Origin of the sequence: Apilactobacillus micheneri, from assembly GCF_002993975.1 — a bacterium.
Classification (GTDB): domain Bacteria; phylum Bacillota; class Bacilli; order Lactobacillales; family Lactobacillaceae; genus Apilactobacillus; species Apilactobacillus micheneri.
Genome location: NZ_POSO01000001.1, coordinates 177,112 through 199,377 on the forward strand (window position 1 = coordinate 177,112; position 22,266 = coordinate 199,377).

25 protein-coding genes are annotated in these 22,266 nt (G+C 30.0%); 9 read left to right on the plus strand and 16 right to left on the minus strand.

Annotation, left to right across the window (positions count from 1 at the left end):
* Positions 1-8: 8 nt before the first annotated feature.
* Positions 9-764 carry a YibE/F family protein gene (locus tag C7N41_RS00950; RefSeq protein ID WP_105963868.1) on the minus strand — a complete coding sequence of 252 codons (756 nt, stop codon included), beginning with the start codon at positions 762-764 and terminating at the stop codon, positions 9-11.
* Positions 761-1,864, minus strand: coding sequence for a YibE/F family protein (locus C7N41_RS00955; protein ID WP_105963869.1), 1,104 nt, complete (start codon positions 1,862-1,864; stop codon positions 761-763). The genes C7N41_RS00950 and C7N41_RS00955 overlap by 4 nt, the downstream gene beginning before the upstream one ends.
* Positions 1,865-2,103: 239 nt before the next feature.
* Between C7N41_RS00955 and C7N41_RS00960 the strand changes: the two genes are divergently transcribed.
* From C7N41_RS00960 to C7N41_RS00975, 4 genes are all read left to right on the plus strand, one after another.
* A complete protein-coding gene (locus tag C7N41_RS00960; protein ID WP_105963870.1) occupies positions 2,104-3,303 on the plus strand; it encodes a quaternary amine ABC transporter ATP-binding protein in 1,200 nt (399 codons plus the stop codon).
* The gene (locus C7N41_RS00965) at positions 3,296-4,162 is read left to right on the plus strand and encodes an ABC transporter permease (RefSeq protein WP_105964074.1); all 867 of its coding nucleotides are present in this window, start codon (positions 3,296-3,298) and stop codon (positions 4,160-4,162) included. The genes C7N41_RS00960 and C7N41_RS00965 overlap by 8 nt, the downstream gene beginning before the upstream one ends.
* 15 nt (positions 4,163-4,177) lie before the next feature.
* Positions 4,178-5,086 carry a glycine betaine ABC transporter substrate-binding protein gene (locus C7N41_RS00970; RefSeq protein ID WP_105963871.1) on the plus strand — a complete coding sequence of 303 codons (909 nt, stop codon included), beginning with the start codon at positions 4,178-4,180 and terminating at the stop codon, positions 5,084-5,086.
* 86 nt (positions 5,087-5,172) lie between these two features.
* Entirely contained in the window at positions 5,173-7,095 is a 1,923-nt protein-coding gene (locus C7N41_RS00975; RefSeq protein WP_105963872.1) for a M13 family metallopeptidase, read from the plus strand.
* A gap of 45 nt (positions 7,096-7,140) precedes the next feature.
* On the opposite strand, the gene C7N41_RS00980 is transcribed toward C7N41_RS00975, so the two are convergent.
* From C7N41_RS00980 to C7N41_RS01000, 5 genes are all read right to left on the minus strand, one after another.
* Positions 7,141-8,019, minus strand: coding sequence for an ABC transporter ATP-binding protein (locus tag C7N41_RS00980; protein WP_105963873.1), 879 nt, complete (start codon positions 8,017-8,019; stop codon positions 7,141-7,143).
* Positions 8,020-8,038: 19 nt separating this feature from the next.
* Positions 8,039-8,902: an ABC transporter permease family protein gene (locus tag C7N41_RS00985; RefSeq protein WP_105963874.1), complete on the minus strand. Its 864-nt coding sequence runs from the start codon at positions 8,900-8,902 to the stop codon at positions 8,039-8,041.
* Between the two features lie 21 nt (positions 8,903-8,923).
* Complete coding sequence (locus tag C7N41_RS00990; RefSeq protein WP_105963875.1) at positions 8,924-9,718, minus strand: ABC transporter permease family protein; 795 nt, start codon at positions 9,716-9,718, stop codon at positions 8,924-8,926.
* A gap of 110 nt (positions 9,719-9,828) precedes the next feature.
* Positions 9,829-11,178: an MFS transporter gene (locus tag C7N41_RS00995; RefSeq protein WP_105964075.1), complete on the minus strand. Its 1,350-nt coding sequence runs from the start codon at positions 11,176-11,178 to the stop codon at positions 9,829-9,831.
* A 145-nt stretch (positions 11,179-11,323) separates the two neighbouring features.
* Positions 11,324-12,208, minus strand: coding sequence for an alpha/beta hydrolase (locus C7N41_RS01000; protein WP_105963876.1), 885 nt, complete (start codon positions 12,206-12,208; stop codon positions 11,324-11,326).
* Between the two features lie 142 nt (positions 12,209-12,350).
* On the opposite strand from C7N41_RS01000, the gene map reads away from it, so the two are divergent.
* The gene (gene map, locus C7N41_RS01005) at positions 12,351-13,151 is read left to right on the plus strand and encodes a type I methionyl aminopeptidase (protein WP_105963877.1); all 801 of its coding nucleotides are present in this window, start codon (positions 12,351-12,353) and stop codon (positions 13,149-13,151) included.
* A 43-nt stretch (positions 13,152-13,194) separates the two neighbouring features.
* Here map and C7N41_RS01010 read toward each other — a convergent pair whose 3' ends face one another.
* The 5 genes from C7N41_RS01010 to C7N41_RS07835 all read right to left on the minus strand — a co-directional run bounded on the left by C7N41_RS01010 (position 13,195) and on the right by C7N41_RS07835 (position 17,670).
* Positions 13,195-14,130 carry a phosphoglycerate dehydrogenase gene (locus tag C7N41_RS01010; protein ID WP_157944929.1) on the minus strand — a complete coding sequence of 312 codons (936 nt, stop codon included), beginning with the start codon at positions 14,128-14,130 and terminating at the stop codon, positions 13,195-13,197.
* A gap of 94 nt (positions 14,131-14,224) precedes the next feature.
* Complete coding sequence (locus tag C7N41_RS01015) at positions 14,225-15,874, minus strand: BCCT family transporter (RefSeq protein WP_105964076.1); 1,650 nt, start codon at positions 15,872-15,874, stop codon at positions 14,225-14,227.
* A 187-nt stretch (positions 15,875-16,061) separates the two neighbouring features.
* Positions 16,062-16,613, minus strand: a complete 552-nt coding sequence (locus C7N41_RS01020) for a sugar O-acetyltransferase (protein ID WP_105963879.1) — start codon at positions 16,611-16,613, stop codon at positions 16,062-16,064.
* A 51-nt stretch (positions 16,614-16,664) separates the two neighbouring features.
* A complete protein-coding gene (locus C7N41_RS01025; RefSeq protein ID WP_105963880.1) occupies positions 16,665-17,489 on the minus strand; it encodes a ribonuclease H family protein in 825 nt (274 codons plus the stop codon).
* Between the two features lie 58 nt (positions 17,490-17,547).
* Entirely contained in the window at positions 17,548-17,670 is a 123-nt protein-coding gene (locus C7N41_RS07835; protein ID WP_263850849.1) for a hypothetical protein, read from the minus strand.
* A 164-nt stretch (positions 17,671-17,834) separates the two neighbouring features.
* On the opposite strand from C7N41_RS07835, the gene thiD reads away from it, so the two are divergent.
* Positions 17,835-18,632: a bifunctional hydroxymethylpyrimidine kinase/phosphomethylpyrimidine kinase gene (thiD, locus tag C7N41_RS01030; protein WP_105963881.1), complete on the plus strand. Its 798-nt coding sequence runs from the start codon at positions 17,835-17,837 to the stop codon at positions 18,630-18,632.
* A gap of 45 nt (positions 18,633-18,677) precedes the next feature.
* On the opposite strand, the gene C7N41_RS01035 is transcribed toward thiD, so the two are convergent.
* Together C7N41_RS01035 and C7N41_RS01040 are read right to left on the minus strand one after the other, a co-directional pair.
* Positions 18,678-18,854 (minus strand): hypothetical protein, encoded by a 177-nt coding sequence (locus tag C7N41_RS01035; RefSeq protein WP_306418658.1) that lies wholly within the window; start codon positions 18,852-18,854, stop codon positions 18,678-18,680.
* Positions 18,855-18,856: 2 nt separating this feature from the next.
* A complete protein-coding gene (locus C7N41_RS01040; RefSeq protein ID WP_105963883.1) occupies positions 18,857-19,558 on the minus strand; it encodes an NAD(P)H-dependent oxidoreductase in 702 nt (233 codons plus the stop codon).
* Positions 19,559-19,854: 296 nt separating this feature from the next.
* Here C7N41_RS01040 and C7N41_RS01045 point away from each other — a divergent pair, with 296 nt between their 5' ends.
* Positions 19,855-20,058: a cold-shock protein gene (locus C7N41_RS01045; protein WP_105956496.1), complete on the plus strand. Its 204-nt coding sequence runs from the start codon at positions 19,855-19,857 to the stop codon at positions 20,056-20,058.
* Positions 20,059-20,123: 65 nt separating this feature from the next.
* Here the strand turns inward: C7N41_RS01045 and C7N41_RS01050 are convergent, their stop codons facing one another.
* On the minus strand, positions 20,124-20,648 hold the full coding sequence (locus C7N41_RS01050; RefSeq protein WP_105963884.1) for a TetR/AcrR family transcriptional regulator: 525 nt from the start codon (positions 20,646-20,648) through the stop codon (positions 20,124-20,126).
* Between the two features lie 179 nt (positions 20,649-20,827).
* On the opposite strand from C7N41_RS01050, the gene C7N41_RS01055 reads away from it, so the two are divergent.
* Positions 20,828-21,067, plus strand: a complete 240-nt coding sequence (locus tag C7N41_RS01055; protein WP_105963885.1) for a P8 family protein — start codon at positions 20,828-20,830, stop codon at positions 21,065-21,067.
* 101 nt (positions 21,068-21,168) lie between these two features.
* On the opposite strand, the gene C7N41_RS01060 is transcribed toward C7N41_RS01055, so the two are convergent.
* Positions 21,169-21,483: a DUF7671 family protein gene (locus C7N41_RS01060; protein WP_181398760.1), complete on the minus strand. Its 315-nt coding sequence runs from the start codon at positions 21,481-21,483 to the stop codon at positions 21,169-21,171.
* An 80-nt stretch (positions 21,484-21,563) separates the two neighbouring features.
* Here C7N41_RS01060 and C7N41_RS01065 point away from each other — a divergent pair, with 80 nt between their 5' ends.
* On the plus strand, positions 21,564-22,262 hold the full coding sequence (locus tag C7N41_RS01065) for a DUF6198 family protein (protein WP_105963887.1): 699 nt from the start codon (positions 21,564-21,566) through the stop codon (positions 22,260-22,262).
* Positions 22,263-22,266 lie beyond the last annotated feature (4 nt).

The following is a 22,266-nucleotide window of genomic DNA, read 5'->3' on the forward strand; positions in this document are numbered from 1 at the left end:
TTAACCTCTTAATTATTATCTTTGCGCCATTTTTCAGCAATTACCAACGAAGTAATTGGAATAGTTAAAATAACCCCTATTAATGAAAATAAAATGACAATTAATTGAGCATCAAAAACCTTATCATTCAAAATATCACCAAATGAATAATTTAAACTGTGAAACCAAACAAACAAAGACAAAGATCCCCCAAATAATCCAAAGAATAATGTATTCAAGGTAGTCCCAATAATTTGTTTTCCAACATAAATGCCATCGAATAATAATCTACTTGGTTTAATTTCTGAATGCTGTTCTTTAATCTCATCTAAACCAGATGCAATCGCCATAGTTGCTTCAGCAATTGCACCTAGCGTGCTTAAAATAGCAGTTGCTATTTCAATCTTAACAAAATTAATGCCAATCAAAATAGATAAGCCTTCTAAGTCATCACTATCTTCTAATCCGAATCCTTGAACTTGCGCCCAATGCTCCATTGGAACAATCAGTAAAACTAAAATAAATAAAACTAAAATTGAAGATAAAAAAGCTAATCCACTAGTATTATCATCGGTTCCGCTTAGAAAAATTGTCAAAGCTAGTACAATAACACCAGTTATAATAGTTACAATAATTGGTGGAAAATGAAAAGCAATCAAAACAATTGAAAAAAACAAAAAGCCAAAGTTTAAAATTAAACTTAAAAATGATTGTAATCCTTGTTTACCACCTACTAATAACATCAAAACAAATAAAACGATTCCTAATACAATAATTGCACTCATTTTTGACTCTCCTTAGCAAATAAACTAGTTAATGCACTAGCAACTGGTATTGCTAAAACAATTCCAATACCACTAATCAAGCTTTGTACCATGCCTAATGACATATTCATTGAAAAAGAATAACCCCAACTATTGCCGTTTTTTAAAAACAATAAGGTCATTGATAATGTCTCTCCCATAAAAATAAAGAACAATACATTAATTAGAGGCCCCATAATGGTTTTACCAATATTTCTACCAGACAAAAATATTTGTTTTTTCGATATTTGTGGACGTTCCATTTTTAATGCAAATAAAGAAGAAATAATATCAGTCGACTCATCCATGACAGCACCCAAAGATCCAATGATCGTTGATGCTAAAAACAATGGACGTGGCGGTTGAGTCACATATTGCATTGATTCATAAAAAATGCCTTTTTCATGAGTAAATTTAAAAACAATTAAACTTAGGATAATTGAAATAAAAGTACATATTATTGTTGATGCCAAGGTCACATACATTTGCCTATTATGGCCAATAATTACCAATAATGTAATAGCTGAAAAGACGGCAGCTAAAGCACTAAAAATAAGTAACACATTATTTCCATTATTAAAACCATCTAAATATATAGCCAACATAAATAAAATAGTATTAATAATAATGCTACCAACGGCCGTAATTCCAGAGAATTTTAGAAAAATACATAGCAATGCGATTGCTAAATACATTAAAAATATAATAGGCACATCTCGCTTATAATCTTTAATTGTAGCATTTAAGCCACCAGATTTATGTAATATGATAAAAGCTTTTTGTCCAGGATAATACTTATGATCCATCGCTCTAGACATAGTATAACTATTATTAATAGAAATTTTTTTACCTTTATACTGACCATTTATAATATGTCCTGTTAATTTTTGCTGATAAGTATAATCAGTATTTTGAAAACTATCTGTACTTTTGTCTGTACTAATTTTTTTAGCAGTTTCTACTTTAAAAATTGGTTTTTGATATAAGAAATCATCGTGATTAGCAAAAGTAATTAATAATATTCCACCTAATAAAAATGCTAATATCATTTTAAAAGGTAATTTGTTCAACAATTTGGCCATGCACTTTTCATCTCATTTTTTATAATTTGTACTACAATGTAATGTAGATAAAATAATTTTAACATAGTTAAAATAAATTACTAATAAAGTGCATAACTTTAAGCTATAGAAGCATTTTATCCCGTCAAATCAACTTTTCAAAATGATATATAATTTGACATAACTGTTACTTTCTTGTAATAATGTTATCTATGCGTTTACACTTATTATAGTATCTATAATTTTTAAGGAGGAATTTTATGACCAAAAAAGTTGAAGTTAAACACCTAACTAAAATTTTCGGTCATCATGCTGGTCGTGCAAAAGAAATGATCAGTGATGGTAAGTCCAAAGATGAAATCTTGGCAAAGACTAATAGTGTTGTTGGTGTTCATGACGCCAACTTCGATGTTAATGAAAATGAAATCTTTGTTATTATGGGACTATCCGGAAGTGGTAAGTCTACATTGATCAGAATGTTAAATCGTTTATATGAACCAACTAGTGGTGAAATCATCCTAGATGGTCAAAACGTTACTAATTTTGATAAAAAACAATTACGTGAATTCAGACGTAAAAAGATGAGTATGGTTTTCCAAAACTTTGCTTTATTCCCTAATCGTACAATTTTAGGTAATACATCTTATGGGTTGGAAATTCAGGGTGTTGATAAAGCTACTCGTGATAAAAAGGCTCATGAATGTCTAGAATTAGTTGGTCTTCATGGATACGATGATCGTTATCCTAGTGAATTATCAGGTGGTCAACAACAACGTGTTGGACTAGCTCGTGGATTAGCTAATGATCCTGAAATTCTATTAATGGATGAAGCTTTCTCTGCTTTAGATCCACTTAACAGAAAAGAAATGCAAGATGAATTGCTTGAACTACAAGCACATCTAAAGAAAACAATTATCTTCATTTCACATGATTTGAATGAAGCTTTACGTATTGGTGATCGTATTATGATTATGCGTGATGGTGAAATAGTTCAAATCGGTGGACCAGAAGATATCTTACAACATCCTAAAAATGAATATGTTGAAAAATTCATTGAAGGTGTTGATCGTACTAAGATTCTTACTGCTAGTCGTGTTATGATTCGTCCAAATGTTGTAAACATTGAAAAAGATGGACCAAGAACTGCATTAAGATTAATGCAACATAATGAAGTTTCAAGTGTGTTCGTTGTTGATTCACAACATCATTTCAAGGGATTAGTTGATGCTAAAGAAGTTATTAACTTAATTGAAAATGATAAACGTGATCTTACAGAAATCTTAAATACTAGCATCCCAACGACCTCTCCTGATACTCCTATTAAATCAATTTTAACTGACATTTCTAAGACTTCTGTTCCATTCTCAGTTGTTGATAATGAAGGTCGTTTATTAGGAATTATTCTTAGAAGTTCTGTTCTTGAAGCAATTTCTGGAAGTGAGGTTGAAAATGATGGCTAATTTATTCACATTAAATATGACACAAATTCCTTTGGCAGATTGGATTAACAAGTTTGTTAACTGGTTAACTCAATTTGTTGGATTCTTTAATGGTATTACCAATTTTATTGGCGGAATTGTTAACGGTTTCCAAGCTATTTTTGATATTCTACCAATCTGGTTATTTATTATTATCGTTCTTGGTATTACCTACTGGGCTTTACATGATAGTAAGCATTGGGGATTAATGTTATTTGAACTATTAGGTTTATTATTAATTGCTAACCAAGGTTACTGGCGTGATATGACTCAAACTTTAACTTTAGTTTTAACTTCTAGTTTGATCATTGTAATTATCGGTATTCCTCTTGGTATCTGGATGGCTAAAAGCAATACTGTTCATTTGATTGTTAAACCAATCTTAGACTTTATGCAAACTATGCCTGCCTTCGTTTACTTAATTCCTGCCGTATCACTATTTGGTATTGGAATGGTTCCAGGTGTTATTGCTTCAGTTATTTTCTCACTACCTCCAGTAGTTAGAATGACTGACTTAGGTATTCAACAAGTTCCTGCTGATTTAGTTGAAGCTGCTGATTCATTTGGTTCAACTGGTTGGCAAAAACTAGTTAAAGTTGAATTGCCAATTGCAAAGAGCACATTAATGTCTGGTGTAAACCAAGGTATGATGTTAGCTCTATCAATGGTTGTTATTGCTTCTATGATTGGTGCTACTGGTCTAGGTGCTCAAGTTTACTTCGCTGTTGGTAGAAATAATGCTGGTTCAGGATTCGCTGCTGGTATTGCTATTGTTATCTTAGCAATTATCTTAGACCGTATTACCCAAGCATTTAACAAAAATAAAAAGAGTTCAGACTAATTAAGGAGGATTATAATGAGAAAGAGACTTAAATTTGTTCTTGGAACTTTATCAATGTTTCTTCTTGCTACAGTATTAACTGCTTGCAGTAGTGCTACTTCACCTTATAATTCTCATAAGAAGTTAGGACCTCAAATCAATTACACAGTTACTGGAATTGATGCTGGTGCTGGTATTATGGCTTCTACTCAAAATGCTTTAAAGGAATATCCTTTAGCAAAAAATAATTGGCAATTACAAACAAGTTCTACTGCTGCTATGACAAGTACTTTAAGCAAAGCAATCAAATATAAGCAACCAATTGTTGTAACTGGTTGGCAACCACATTGGATGTTCAAAAAATTCCCTATTAAATTCTTAAAAGATCCTAAGAATGTATATGGTAAAGCTGAACAAATCCATACCATTGCAAGAGTTGGCTTGAAGAAAGATAATCCTGGTGCTTATCAACTTCTAAAACAATTCCATTGGACCCCTGCTCAAATGTCTGATGTTATGTTAAAGACAAACGCTGGAGTTGATCCTAAAAAGGCTGCTGATGATTTCATTAAGAATAATCCAAAATTAGTAGCTGAATGGACTAAAGGTGTTCCAAAGGGAAATGGTAAGCCAATTAAATTATCTTACGTAGCATGGGATTCTGAAATCGCATCTACTAATGTTATGGCTGAACTATTAAATCATTTAGGCTACAAGGCAAATATCCAAGCTCTAGAAATGCAACCAATGTTTGCATCAATTGCAACTAACGCTGCTGATGCTTCACTAGCTGCTTGGTTACCAAACACTGCTGGTCTTTACATGAAACAATATAAAGGCAAGATTGATGATGTTGGTACTAACCTAAATGGTGCTAAAGTTGGTTTGGCTGTTCCAAAATATATGAAGAATATCAATTCAATTGATGATTTAATCAATAAATAAAATTAAAAACCATTCACATAGCTTGTGAATGGTTTTTTGTATATTATAGTTTTATATAGATTGTATTTATAAAATGAGGTGTTCTAATGAATAATAATGAAATTAGCGATTCAAAAATTAGAGACAATTTTTATGACGCTGTAAACGGTGAATGGATTAAAAATGCTGCCATTCCTAGTGATCATTCATCTACTGGTGGCTTTATGGACTTAGTAGATAATATCGATAAAACATTAATGAATGATTTTGAAGACATAAAATCAGGTAAAATTAAGCCTCAAAATAATGATATGGTTGAATTTAAAAAACTATACGAATTAGCTACTGATTTTGATAAACGTGAACAAGATGGTGCAAAACCTGTTCAACCTATTTTAGAAAAAATTGAAAATATCAAATCATTTGATGATTTAAATAAACAATTAGCCAACTGGACTTTAGATGGTCTGCCCCTTCCATTCGACTTTGGTATTGAAGCTGACATGAAAAATGCTAAGTATAATGCTTTATATGCAAGTGGAGCTGGCACTTTCTTACCAGATAAAACTTACTACGATAAAGAAAATCCTGCTGGTGCCAAATTAATGCCAGTATTTAAGGATATGTCTAAGCAATTACTAGTCATGGCTGAATATAATGAAGCTCAAGCTAAAAATATTGTGGATTCTGCTGAAGAGTTTGACCGCTTAATTGCACCAAACATTAAATCAGCCGAAGAAAGTGCTGATTTTACAAAAATGTATAATCCTATGTCATTTGATTCTTTATCAAATAAAGTAGATAAATTTGATTTAAATAGCTATGTAAAAGGATTAATTGGACAAATCCCCGATCAAGTAATTGTATCAGAACCTGAATATTTTGATGCATTTAACAAAATTGTAAATGATGATACTTTTGCAATGATGAAAAACTGGATGTTAGTTAAAGCAATTAACGCTTCCACTGGTCTTTTAACTGAAGAATTTAGACAAGTTGGTGGCGAATTCTCTAGAACATTATCTGGTAAGAAAGCATCAGTTAAGAAAGAAAAAGCTGCTTATTACCTTGCATCTGGAACTTTTGATCAAGTAATTGGTGATTACTATGGTCATAAGTACTTCGGTGAAAAAGCTAAACAAAATGTTCATGACATGGTTGTTAAAATGATTAATGTTTATGAAAAACGTTTAAGCAAGAACACTTGGTTAAGTAAAGATACTAAAGAAATGGCAATTAAGAAATTAAATGCCCTACAAATTCATGTTGGTTATCCAGATAAAATTAATCCACTTTTTGATACCTTCAAAGTTAATGGTAAAGATGAAAATGGTGATTTATTTACTAATATTCATAACATTGGCAAACTAGTTATTAAACATGAATTTAGTAAATGGAATAAACCTGTCGATAAAAGCTTATGGGATATGAGTGCTAACACAGTTAATGCTTATTATTCACCATTAGAAAATGTAATCGTCTTCCCTGCTGCTATTTTACAAGCACCTTTCTATAGTCTAAAACAATCATCTAGTGAAAACTTCGGTGGTATCGGTGCTGTCATTGCCCATGAAATTTCACATGCCTTTGATAATAATGGATGTCAATTTGATGAAGATGGTAATCTAAATAATTGGTGGACTAAAGAAGATCATGAGCACTTTGATAAACTAGCTCAAAGCATGATTAAAGAATTCAATGGTATTCCATTTGCTGGACAAAAAGTTAATGGTAAACTTACAGTTTCTGAAAACATCGCTGATGGTGGTGGATTAAGTTGTGCAGAAGAAGCAGCTAAAGGCGAAGAAGATTGTAATTTACGTGATTTCTTCATTAATTGGGCTAAAATTTGGCGTACTAAGTCAACTGAACAATTTAAACAATTATTATTATCAATTGACGTGCACGCTCCTTCTGAACTAAGAGCTCAAGTTCAAGTTAAAAACTTAGCTGATTTCTATACTACGTTTGATGTTAAACCTGATGATGGTATGTATATGAAACCTGAAGATCGAGTAAATATTTGGTAATTAATATAATAAAAAGAGCTAACTTTAAAAGTTAGCTCTTTTTATTTACTTTTCACTTTCCTTTACTTTTTCTTTAAAAATCTCATCTAAAGTTGGATAATGTTGATTAAAAACTGGTATATAACCATCTTTAGTTACCTCATCAAAAATATATTTCCCAAAGCTCACATCATTTAATGTAAGTTGAGCAGAATTTTCACTAGTAATTGCCAAATCCTTAATTCCATTCATACCTTTAAATCTTTGTAGATTATTATATCCAACAATATCTAATTTAGATCTACCAAATTGATTATATATGTCTTTTAGAGTACCTTTTAAAACAGTCTTTCCATGGCTTAACATAACAACATAATCAGATAACTTTTCAACGTTTTCCATATTATGAGTAGAAAAGATAATCATTGTTCCTGACTTTTTAGCTTCCAACACTGCTTTAATTAATAGATCAGCATTAACTGGATCCAATCCTGAAAATGGTTCATCCAATATTAATAAGTCTGGATTAAACATTAAACAAGCGATTAATTGAACTTTTTGTGCATTACCTTTAGAAAGACTTTCTACTTTATCTTCGATGTCACCAACTACATTTAATTTTTCCATCCATATTTTTAATTTTTCTAAAGCTTCAACACGTTTCATTCCATGCAAAGAAGCAAAATATATCATTTGACTTTTAATACTTTCTTTTAAATATAAACCACGTTCTTCTGGCATATAACCTATATTCAAATTATTATTTCTATGGATCTGACCATTACTAGGTTTTATAAAATCTAATAACATGTGAAAAGTTGTTGATTTTCCTGCACCATTTTGACCAATTAAGCTTAATATTTCTCCTTTATGCAATTGAAATGATAAATTACTAACTGCTTGAAATCCATCATAGTTTTTTGATACGTTTTTAAATTCAATCAATGTAGACACCTCAAAATAATTATCTAAATTTAAATCCTTCTATAAAAATATTCTTCTTTTTGTTGGATAATAATCCATATTTAAAAACATGAATTGACTTAATATATAGTATATAAATAATAATAAGTTGAATAATTAATGTTGAATATGCAAATAAGTATGAAATATTTCCTGAAGCCATTAAAGGTGGTGTAAGCATTGATCCAACCGGAGGAAATAAGCAAGTAAAGTAAATCATTAAAAGCAAACCATTAACTTCATTCATCCCAGGAGCATAGTAAAGTAAAGACATAACAAAAATTTCCATCATCAAAAACATTGGAGGCATTGTAGCTGAACTAATTTGACTAGTATCAGTAATAAAACATGCAAATTGTACTGTCATTGCTAAAAATATAAACAAAGAAACAAATAATGCTAATATTGAATATACTATTAGTCCTATTTTTACATGACTTATGAATATAAATAAAAAGTTATTATGCATTATTTTACTTAAACAAAATATGAATATTATATAAAAAATAATTTGGCAAGATAATAACATATATATTCCTAACATTTTACCGTTGATTTGTTCTTTTGCATCTACAATTGACATTAACATTTCAGATAACTTAGATGTTTTATCTCTTGCAACAGAATTTGCTATCATACCTACATAAATAAAACAAAATAGGAATGTTAAAATCGGGATAGAAAGTCCCCAAACCATATTTATAAAATCAGAATTATGAAAATCAATTGTTAAATTTGCATATCTAAATAATGCTGTAATAATAATTAAGGGTATAAAGACAAGTATCCAATAAGAAAAACTCTTAATTTGATTGAAAAATTCATGTCTGGCAACTGCAAGTAGTTGTTTCATTTTAAAATTCAAAATATCACTTCCATTTAATTTCTATTTAAATAAATGCTTTTTATGTTTTTTATTAAATAATCTAGCAAATATATATATTTCCAGAAGTTGAATAATACTTTCTAAAACTAATAAATAAATATTGTAATTATCAAATAACAATACTTTGGCACCAAAAAATTGCGATAAAATTGGTAAAAATATAGAAATAATACTCAAACTTTTATCATAAAAATGAAAAACTATAAAAGCAGATATACCTATATATAAATAAATAGGAAATAAAGCGTATAAAATTTTTTTCTTGTTTTTAACAAAAATACTAATAAAAGAAGCAAATAAAACGGTCCATACAATTCCTAGTATCATTAGAATAAATAATTGGATTAATGTTATTGTCCCTATATATGTATATATTTTTGAAAAAATTGTTTTAATTTCATTTTCATTAAAAATAGCGACTAAAAGTAAGACAAAATAAATTAATAAAGTAAAAAGCACTAAATTAATAACACCTAAAATTTTACCGAATATAATATTCTTGGTGTTACTAATAGAATATAAATATTCATTAATTTTTGACGAACGATCATCAATTAATTCATTACTAATGATGGGAGCAAAAAACATGGCAATAAATAATATTAAAGATACTATTATAGTTAATAAACTAAATTTAATATTATAACTATTAATAGCATTTTTATTTAACAAAAGCATTGTAAATAAAAAAATAGAAGTAGATATTGGTAGAGTAAACCAAATCCAATAAGACATTTTTTTAATATTAGTCTTAAAAGTAAATTTAGCGACTGAATTTAAATTATGCAAGTTCATATTAATACCATCCTATGTCTAATTATCATTAGATTAAAACTAATGATAATATAAGTCAATACAAAAAAGGCTTCTTAAAAATTATTTAAGAAGCCTTTTAATAAAAACATTTATTTTGCTTTTTTAGTATTTTTCAACATCAAAGCCATTATTAATCCAATAATTTCAATTATAAAGAATGTAATGAAAACAACATGATAACCACTTTGTTGTGCTAATGCATGACTCATTCCACTAGATACATTATTAGTCATAACATTTGATAATATCAATGTTGCGACCAACACTCCAGTAGATCCTAAAATTTGTCTAAAGGTACTAACCACTGCAGTTCCATCTGAAATAAATTCATTAGGTAGTGAATTAGCTCCCATTGTTACCGCTGGCATCATAACAAAGGCATTGCCACCTTCAATTAGGGCTGCAAGAATCATCATTGGCACTAAACTAATTGTGGCACCAACAATGCTTAATGTTCCCCAACCGATTAGGATCATTATCATTCCAATTAACATTACACGTTTAAAGCCAATCTTATCAGCTAATTTACCAGTAATTGGATTTAATAAACTTAGTAAAATTGCTCCTGGTGCTAATGCTAAACCAGAAATGGTCTTAGAAACACCTAGAACATTTTGATAATATAATGGAAAAATAACTGTAACTACAATTAAAGCAATATAAGAAGCTCCAGTTAATCCAATTGATAAATCATAATTAAAACTCTTTAATACTCTTAATTGTAGTAATGGTTGTTTAATTTTGAATTGTCTAAATACAAATACAACAATCATTAAAATACTTACGATCAATATAATCAAAGCGAGTGTTAAATCAATGTTAGCCTTCCCAATCATATTAACTACATACAAGATTCCAATTAGTCCGAATGACATAATAACTGATGTAATATCTAAATGACTTTCTTTTTGAGGCATAACATCTTTGATTGCATATAAAGAAATAATAAATAGTATACTGATAATCACCATAAATACTATAAATAAACCTTTCCATGCAGAAAAATGTAGAACAATTGCTGAAAGAATAGGTCCACAAGCAAGTGCAGACCCCATAATCAATCCAGCATATCCCATTGTAGAACCACGTTTTTCTTCAGGCGTGATATACAATAGAACTGATTGATAAGAAGGAAATAAAATTCCAACTGCCACTGCTTCTAATGCACGCCCTAACATCATAATAGCGAAGTTAGGTGCAAGGACAACAATTAAAGTTCCCACATCAAAAATTGCCAGTATCATTAAAAATAATTGCTTAAACTTTATATTATTTAATAACCAAGGGCTAACTGGCATCATGACACACATAATTAACATAAAACCAGTAGTTAACCATTGGACTGTTGAGGCATCGATACCGAAAAATTGCATTAAAGTTGGATAAGCTGTTGAAATAGACGATTGACTAATCGACATTGTAAAACTACCCAACAACATAACAAAAACAAAAAGGACTCGACTGTATGGCTTACCATTTAAATCATAGTTCTTCACAAATTTCACCTTCCAGTTTAGAATGTTTATAATTTAATAACAATATTAATTCTATACCAAAAATGAAATAAGTAAAATATCTTGTTTTTTAATTTTGATCAAATAAGAAACGAGCAATAATATGATCAACGACAATATTATTATGAAGTTTTGAATGTTGTCCATTAACGCCAAAAATTGGGATTTCTTGGTAATCTTTTACTCTCTTAGAAATTAAGTATTTCATTGATCTAGCAGAAGAAGTTGAAACAATGCCATCAGAGTTAGTATTACTATTGTCATTACCATAAATGTTTAAAATTTGAACATTAGTAGGAAAATCTTTGCAGTCATTCAATAACGATGTATAAGCTGGATACCATTTATTAGCTGGATACATAATACTTGGTTTACCATTGCTATTAACATAGTTATTATTTGGTCGATCATTAATTGTTAAAATCCCATCATATGGACCTGCAATCGATACAAATTTTTGTAGTTTTGGCATATCACTATCTTTATTATGTTTTGCAACATTCTCAAGAATTGATACTGCCCCGGTTGAATGCCCTACGGCATTGTAAACATTAAATCCATAATGGTCTTTCAATCTTTTTAAGATTTCGTGAAGCCATTTTGTTTGTTGTTTGACCGGTGTAAATTTTTTCTTAAATATCACTTGAATAAGTGGTTTACTAGTTTTTAAATTTAAATTTCCTTTATAATTAATGGTTCCATCTTTTTCTACAAAAACTGCTAGTGCTTTATGTCCACCATCACGACTAGCTATTTTAGTTAAATGAGATGTAGATTTAGTGGAACCACGCATTCCATGAACATAAAGTGTTGGAACATTGTCTCCACCAAAAGATCCATTATTTTTACTATTGTTTATAATACGATCACTACGAATTGCAAAAAATACTGCAAAAAAAGCAACTATAATTGTAATAATTATTAAAATAACATTAGTTCTTGCTGTCTTACTCAAGAAAAAACTCCTCCTTTGCTCCTATTATTATGATACTAGAAAATGAAAAAAATTACATTAATTATTATAATTAGCCAAATCATCTAAATTGTAGTAGATTAGAGATATAGATTCATTATTCAATATCAAAGGAGAATTTATTTTGATTACATTAAAATCACCAAGAGAAATTGAAATGATGGCTAAATCAGGTGCTGTTTTAGCTGGTGTCCACAAAGGACTAAGAAAAATGATTAAACCAGGATTAGATACTTGGGAAATTGAAGAATTTGCTAACAAATATATTACTGAACATGGTGCAACTCCTTCAGAAAAAGGATTTGACGGATACAAATTTGCTACTTGTGTTTCAATCAATGATGAAGTCGCTCATGGTATTCCACGTAAAGGTCTTTTATTAAAAGAAGGCGACGTCTTAAAAGTTGATATGACTGTTAATAAAGATGGGTTTGAAAGTGATTCATGTTGGACTTACAAAGTTGGTAAAATGTCAGCTGAAGATGAAAAGCTTATGCAAGTATGTCATGATGCATTATATCGTGGTATTGACCAAGCTGTTATTGGTAATCGTCTAGGTGATATTGGTTTTGCTTGCCAAGATTATATCGAAAATCAAAATCATATGGGTGATGTTCGTGAATTGATTGGTCATGGTATTCAACCTACTATGCATGAAAAACCAAACGTCCCAGCCTACGGTGAAAAAGGACAAGGTCTTCGTCTAAAAGAAGGTATGACTATCACCATTGAACCCATGGTAAACTTGGGTACTTGGGAAATCACTGATCGTTATGACAAAAAAGATGACTGGACATATTATGTTTCAGCTGATGGCACTAATTCAGCTCAATATGAACATACTATTGCTATTACAAAAGATGGTCCTAAGATCTTAACATCACAAGATGATGATATCGATGAAAAATATAAATTAAACTTTTAATATAAAAAATAACCACTAACAATTGTTAGTGGTTATTTTATTTTTATAGTCCATTTACACAATGATCAGGTTTTTCACCATTTAAAACTTTATTAATCTCACTAACATCCATATTAGCAATTTTAGTAAATGATTCGATTGAGTTACTTGCACTGTGTGGGGTCAAAAATACATTATCTAATTTTCTTAATTCACTATCCATTGGAAGTGGTTCTGTTTCATAAACATCTAAACCAGCGCCAGAAATTTCACCATTTTTTAAAGCATTGACTAAATCAGCTTGGTTAATAACGGCACCACGAGCAAAGTTTATAATATATGCTGAATTTTTCATCATTTTAAAGGATTCTTTATTAATTGATCCAATGGTTCCTTTAACTGCTGGGAGATGTAATGAAACGAAATCTGATTGTTTAAGTAAATCATCCCATTCCACGAATGTGCCATATTGAGATTCTTTCTTAGTGCGATTCCAAATTAAAATATTAACGCCAAAACTAGAAAGTAATTTAGCGACATATTTTCCAATATTACCATAGCCAATAATCCCCACAGTTTTACCTCTTAGATCTCTTGAAGGATTGTCAAAAGCATATGCATTATCACCATTACGCATATGTTTAGATACATTGTATAAGTCTTTTGATATTAAAAGCATATCAGTTACAGCATTTTCGGCAACTGAAACCTCATTTCCAGCTGGTGTATTGGTTACATATATTCCTCTTTTATTAGTATAATCTAAATCGACATTATTATAACCGACCCCAAAACGAGAAATAATTTTTAAATTAGGCATTTGATCCAAAATTTCTTTAGACAAAGGAGAAGTATTAATTACAATTCCAGAAGCATCTTTATGTTCTAAAATTGCACTTTTATTCTCACTAACCAATGAAATCACTTCAAAGCCCTTTGCTTCTAATGATGATCTTAAATACTTTTCAAATTCTTTAGGAACAATAACTTTTTTAGTCATTTTGATACCTCCGTTATTTATATAGTATATAAATATTATCATAAAAAGAAAAGAATCACTTATTAAATTACTTAATAAGTGATTCTTATTGTTTTTATTTAGGTTTTTTATTAATTGTATTTTTAGGCCATAAAATTAATTTACCCTTAATAGCACTTCTTCTTTCAGCAGTAGCCTTCTTTTTACGACGTCTACGGTTAATATAACTTTTAGTACTAATAATTGATTTATCTTGTGTAATCATTTTAAATACAGACATGATTATCAAAATACATACAAACATCAATGGGAAACCTGCTAACGTACAGAATGTCTGAACAGTCTCAAATCCACCAACAAGTACCAAACTAAATGAGAAGATAATGAAAACGACCACCCAAGTCATTCTATTAACACGACTAGGTTCTTTACCAGGTTTTAAAGGTAAACTAGTAAATGATGAAAGGACAAATGCTGATGAAGAAATAGTAGTTGCTAAGAATACAAAACAAGACAAGAAATAAATAGCAAACATTAAATATTTCATTGGCAGCGAGCCTACAACTGCTGAAATAACAGCTGCTTGACCTTGCGTATTCAAAATATGGACTAAATCAACAGTTCCAGTCTTTTGTAGCCATAATGAATAGCCACCTAAAACTGCATAGAAACTCATACACCCTAGAGCTCCATATGTTAGCATTCCTACTAAGACCTGACGAATTGTACGGCCACGTGATAATTTGGCAATAAATAATCCCATAAATGGCATATATGACAACCACCAACCCCAATAGAAAATGGTTTCTTGTTGTTCAATACTAGGATTCCCATTAGGAACAGTATTTAAACTCATTGGGATAAATTTTTGAATTAATACACCAACACTATTGGTTTCAGATTTAAGAATATAAACAGTTGGTCCTAATAAAAGTACAATTGCTAAGAAAATAATGGCAGTCCATATATGGGCATTACTTAACTTATCAATTCCACCATTAAGTCCCTTAAATACGGCAGCAGAGAAAATAACAAATAGAACAAAGAATAATCCTATTTTCATAGCTAAATTATCTGGTAGTCCGGTTAAAGAACTTAAAACATTTGATATAATAGGAATTTCTAGGCCGACAGATGCACCTACACCACCCATAATTCCAAATACAACCAAAATATTTACAATCTTTTTAGTAATATTCTTCCAAAGTGAATCACCATCTAAAATTGTAATTGCATCACTTAATGATTGAATTTTACGTTTCTTGTTGTACATCATATAACCAATAGCAATTGTAGGAGCTCCGAACATTAACCATGCCATAGGTCCCCAATCATATTGACCATACATATGTGCTAAATTATAAGCAGCTTCAGAAAATGGTTTAACGTTACCTTCAGGACTTTGAACGTATCTTAAAGGGTCAACCATACTTAACATTAAAATACTTGCATCAATCGCTGTAGCAAAGACCATACTTCCCCACTGGAAGTTACTATATGCAGGTTTTTCATCAGCAGCACCTAAACGAATATTTCCATATTTAGAAAAAATTAAGTACCCGAAGAAAATAAAATTAATTATGTAAATCCACATATAACCCCATCCCATATTACCGGTTACCCAGTTTAGGACAGTTTGCAAAACTCCCTGTAGTGAAGATCCACCAATCATTAGAAAAATGGAAACTGCAAAGAATAAAATTACAGTAGGAATAAAGACTAGTTTGTCAATATTTTTACTTTTAAAAATAGTAATCCTCCTCATGATATTCATGATATTTATAAACCCATTTTACGCAAAAAGCTGCCAAAAAGTGATTCGAAATGACGAATAACTATTTGCACAGCTTTGCTAAGGTTATACAAAATAAGTTGATTTTATATTTACATATCAATTACATTATACACAAATAAGTAAATATGTAAAATGCTTTAGGTAAGGGATTTATAGTTTATTTTACTGTTTTAATTACACGTGCGGGATTTCCCACTAAAACAACGTTATCACCAAAAGATTTAGTAACAACTGATCCGGCTCCTACAACAACGTTCTCGCCTAGTGTGACTCCTGGCAATACGGTAACATGACCACCGAACCAACAATTGTTACCAATGGTGATTGGCTTTCCTGATTCGACATCAGCTTTTCTTTGATCTGGATCAACCGGATGAACTGGTGTATATAAGCCCACATCAGGACCAAAGTAACAATTATCACCAATAGTAATTGGACAAGTATCCAACAAAGTTAAATGATAATTGCCATAAAAAGAATCTCCAATATGAATATTATATCCATAGTCGAATTCTAGTCCATCTTCAATCCATAATTTTTTACCACAATCACCTAATAATTGAGCAATAAGTTCATTTTGTTTTGCATTATCGTCAATTTTAGAAATTGCTTTTAATTGTTTACGAATAAAACGGCGACGAGCTTGTAATTCTTCGTCAAATTGTTCGTAGTTTTCCCCATCAGTCATCTTTTGTCGTTCAGTTTTCATGCAAGATCCCACTTTCATATATTTAAAATTAATTATATCACAATAATATAATTAACTAAAAAATCCCATTTTTTTCAAATTTGCTTCTATATTATTAACAGATTTTTCTCTATCAATATACTTATCTGTATTTTTACTTTTATCTTTGATTTTTGCATTATCTGCAGGTTTAGTTTCATCTATTTTAGTCAATTGTTTTAAACCTGTCTTTTTGCCATTTTCTAAATTATCCATTGTTTTATTTAATAAATGGTCTACAAAGTTATTTCCTTCATCATTAGCATGACCTTTAGTCCAATAGAAATTAATATTGGAGAATTTAGGTAATAAGTCGGCTAATTGAATGAATTCTGCTTTATTCTTAATCGTTTCGCCACTACTTTTACGCCAACCACGTCTTTTCCAACCATATATCCATTTATTATTAATTGAATTCAATACATATTTAGAATCTAAAATAGCATCGATATTGCAATGATTTAAATGCATTTTTAGTAAATAGTCTAATGCATTAACTAGCCCTAAAACTTCCATTTTATTGTTAGTTGCGCCAAATTCACCAGCAGAATTAGAATATTTTTTACCATTATTATTAATTAAATATGCCCAAGCTGCTGGATCATTATTTTTAACATGTTGGCCTAATTTATTACCATGATTTCTGGAGCCACCATCGGTATAAACAATAATTTCACTACTTTGATTAGATTTTTTAGCATCATTAGGTTTGATAAATGTTTGTGCTTCTTTTTTAGTTGCAAAACTTTTAAATTGCGCTCCTGAAAATCCACTTACTTGTTTTTGCGTATCTGACCAGGTTTGATAAATACCAGGTTTTCTACCTTTTTTAACGGCATAATATTTTTTCTTAGCCATCTAAATTCTCCTTTGATATACAAAAAAAGACTCAGTAACATACTGAGTCCCTAAAAATTTATTTAGCAGGTGATGACTTCAAGAATTTTCTTAAGTCAGCTACTTCTTTTTGTTTTTTATTACGTTTGTTGGTGTTAATTGGACGACGTCCTTGTACACCATTTGGATGACAAGCTCTCATTTCAATTACTCCTTTATCTAAAAACTTAACTCATGTCATTATAATACAATAACGACATTTAACGCAAATTAGTCTTAATCAAATATTATTATATATATAATGATTGAATTTATCAAGTTTATGTTAGAATGTTATTAATTTAAATATCAGGGGTGTGTTTATTTATGGTAAATGAATTTCCGCAAGCTTTAACAATTGCAGGTTCAGACAGTGATGGTAGCGCTGGAATGCAGGCTGATTTACATACTTTCTTCGTAAGAAAAACTTATGGGACATCGGTAATCACTGCCTGTGTTGCTGGTAACTCTTATGGAATTCATGACAGCGTGACAATGCCTGAACATTTTATTAACCAAGAATTTAAAGATTTAGCTGATGACTTTAAAATTAGAGCCGCTAAAACTGGCATGTTAGATGATACTAATATGATTAATATTGTTGTTAATAATTATAAAAAATACGATTTTGGCCCATTAATTGTCGACCCCGTAATCGTTACAAAACATGGTAACATGTTGTTAAAACAAGATGCTTTGAAAACATTAAAGGACAAATTACTGCCATTAGCCACTGTGATTACACCTAACTTCTATGAAGCCGAAAAATTAACTGATAAAGAAATTAAATCCGATAATGATATCGAAGAAGCAGCCATTAAATTAATAAAAATGGGTGCCAAAAATGTCATTATTAAAGGCAAACACATTGCTGGAGAAACCGATAAAGTGAGAGACTATGTATTATTAGAATCTGGAAAAAATTTTTGGATTGATGGTCCTTATTATAATACTACTCATAAAAACGGTACTGGTGATTCATTATCAGCGGCAATTACCGCTGAAATTGCTAAAGATAATGATATTGAACAAGCCATTCGTATTGCTGATGAATATGTAGATAAGGCTATTAAAAATGGGATTGAAGTCGGTCATAAATTTGGTCCAATTAACCATTGGTCTTAATAAAATTGTATATAAAAAGCCAATCATAATGATTGGCTTTTTTGTTTACCATTTATCTGGGCTCCAAGTTCTTCCATCTAGTTCATCTTGTGCTTGCTGTAATCTTTTAGCCTGTTCAGCAGCCAATGATTTGGTCCCCTCTAAAATGGAAATCAATTTAAAACTAGTCTCATCTTTTTTTAAGTCGTTAATTTCTTGATCTAACCATTTATTAGTTTCCATTATTAATCTTCTTCTTTCTTAATCATATCTAGTTCCCATTTTATTTCATCAAGTCGATCATAATTATCTTGCAAATAATCAATAATAATGTCTAGCTTAGCTTGTTTTGTTGAGCTTAAATTGCTTCTTAATTGTTTTAACTGTGATAAATACCAAAGTTGTTTACTACCGAAACCATTAATATCTTTATTAGTTAAATAATTACGATAGTCTACTAATAATTTGCCCTTTTCATCATCAGTCATATATGCAAATTGGTCCACCATAAATGGTTTTATAAATTTCATACCTGATTTAAAAGCTAACGCTTGATATGGTTTTAATATTTCATTAATACTGAATCCTTCACTACCACCAACGGTATAATTTTTTAAAGGTTCACCTAAAGTAGTAATGATACCTAATTCTTTGCCCTTTAATTTTCCATCTTCGTTCGCATAAGTAAAACTTCTGGTGAAAATATCATCCTCATATTTCTTTAAAAGCGCTGGTGAACTATACCAATACATTGGAAATTGAAAGAGAATTCGATCATATTTAATTAAACGTTTTTTCTCTTTATCTACATCAAATTCATAATTATTAGTTAAATGATCCAGGACTAACCAATCTACTTCATCGATATCATTTTGACATTGTTGCAAAAATGATTCGGTCATTGAGTTGTCATATTCGGGATGTGAAACAATTACTAATGTTTTCATTTATATATCTCCTTAGTTTACTTGTGTTGATAATTTTAAATGATTTAGTTTAAATAATAAATAATTTGTGCCTTTAAAATATATCAAATACTGTTTATTATAATATATTAAATTTATTTCAAAATTTGTTTGACAATAAATGTTCTATAGGGTATATTATTAACTAATGTGTTACAGAGGTTCGAGTTTCTAAGGTTACTTGTTTTATAGTTTTATGAAATAACTTCCTTGATTCAGGCTTTATGATACATTAGAATTTAAGCACATCTAGTGCGATTTTATGGAGGTTTCATATTATGAAACAAGGTACAGTTAAATGGTTCAACGCTGATAAGGGTTACGGTTTCATCACTACTGATGATGGTGACGTATTCGTTCACTTCTCAGCTATCAACAAAGAAGGTTTCAAGACTTTAGACGAAGGCGAAAAGGTTACATTGGACGTTGAAGAAGGCGACCGTGGCCCACAAGCTGCTAACGTTACTCCTGTTGAAGGTTAATGTTTAGATAAAAAGTTTTTTAAAAAAGAGTTCTTAGATTAAATCTAAGAACTCTTTTTTATTGCTTAATTAATTTTAAAGTGCATATACTTAGAAACAAAAATAACTAGTGATTGAACTGGTTCAGACATCCCATCTTCAGTCCATGTAATTATAATTTCAGTTAATCCCCCTGCTATTAAGGAAACCAACATTTTAGATGATTCTTCCCTAGTTTCTAAAACATCTTCATCAATTAAATCAGATATATAATATTTTAATCTTTCAAGTAAAATCATTGAAAGGTTATTGTTAATGATCATTTCCATCATATCTTGATCTTCTTTTACAATTTCAAAGAAAATGGTAGCAATGTCTGATAAATTATGCGAATGACTAGATGCCAGTCTTTGCACGAAAGTTGTAAATGAACTATCAAAACGATAGATAATAATATCTTTTTTGTTATGAAAATTACGATAATAAGTCATTCGTGAAACATCAGCTTGAGAACATATATCTTTCACATTAATCTCATCGAATGGCGTCGTCTTAAGTAATTCAAACATTCCATTAACAATTTTATTTTTTGTTGCAAACTTATCTCTCATCACTTTTGCCTCGCTTTATTATAGTTAAAAATATATACGAAATTATTCATAAATGCAAGTCATCATCAATGAATTATCAATCCATATATTTTTTATAATAATTTTGAGTATATATATTAACATAATAGCTCAATAGAACTATAATAGAAATTGAGCTAAATTTTAAGGAGGAATTAATTATGGCAGAAACTGCAGAAGAAAAAGTAGAAGAAAGAGAACGTGTATTAGATACACCTATGGATAAAGAATTTGACTGGGCTAAGAAAGACGATACAACCCCAGTTAGAGATGCTCTTTGGGATCACTACATGGAAGCTGATGGCAGAGATACAATGAAGACAGAAGCTAAAATGCACCCATACTTAGACATGTCAAACGACGAAGTCGCTGCAAATGCCGAAAAGTTACTAAAGAACTAGTTTCTTTATCTAATTAATTTTTTCGACGCTTTAACTACAAAGCTCAACTTATTTTTTAAGCTCAACTTGGCAATAAAACGCCAATGAAAAAGACTTGATGATTATTCATCAAGTCTTTTTTTAGCTTCATCTAAAACATCATTAGAAATATATTCACTAGTAAACCTTTGTAAAGGTGTAAAATTATGACGATTATTGAACTTCACTGGATAAGTAGCAATCACTGCTACCATCATATTATTCTCAGTTAAAAAGATTTGTCCTAATGATTTGTAATTTCCCTTGGTATGTTTACCAGTTCGCCAATCATGTAATTTAAAATCATTATGATCATCTTTTTTTATTATATAATTACCGGAAGCATCACTTTCGATAGGTATTCCTTTGTACCTTGTTACTTTGTATTTACCTTTCATTTTAATCATCCTTCATGAATTTTTATAAAAACTATCTTTTTATTGTGATAGTATAGAATTTAGTTAAATAATATTGGGAGATGTTAATTATTAGTTCTGTTAATACATTAAAAACAAGAATTTTTGCTTTAATTTTTGGATTAATTTTAAATGCATTCGGAAACTCACTAACCATTATATCAGCCAGCGGTTCAGGTATTTGGACTGCTGCAGCCGTTAATATGAATGAAATTTTTGGAATTGAAGTTGGAACTTTAATCTTTATTCTAGGAGTTATTAATGCTATTACTAATCAAATATTAATTGGCAGAATTGATGTTTTTCGATTTATTGAAGAAATCATATTTATTACCTGTTTTAGTTATTTTATCAATATTTTTACTAGTATTTTTAGAGCTTGGGGTTGGGCCGATACGTCTATCTGGATCAGAATTCCAATGGCATTACTAGGAGTTATGTGTTTTTGTACTGCTATTTCATTATATCAAAGAGCAAATATATTCATGCATCCAAATGATGATACTTCTAACATTCTACGTTTTAAATTTTTAAAAGGTAGTGCAATTAAATCACAGTTATTAGATATGACCCCACCAATCATCATCATTATACTCTGTGCTATCAAATTAGGTCATGTCGATTCAATTGGTATTGGAACCATCTTTTCTGTAGCCTGCAATGGCATTTTAATTGAGGCTGCTGATAAATGGGTATTTCCAAAACTTAAGCATAATAAAAATATTAATCAAGAACTTGCTGAACATAACAGTAAAAAATAGCTTA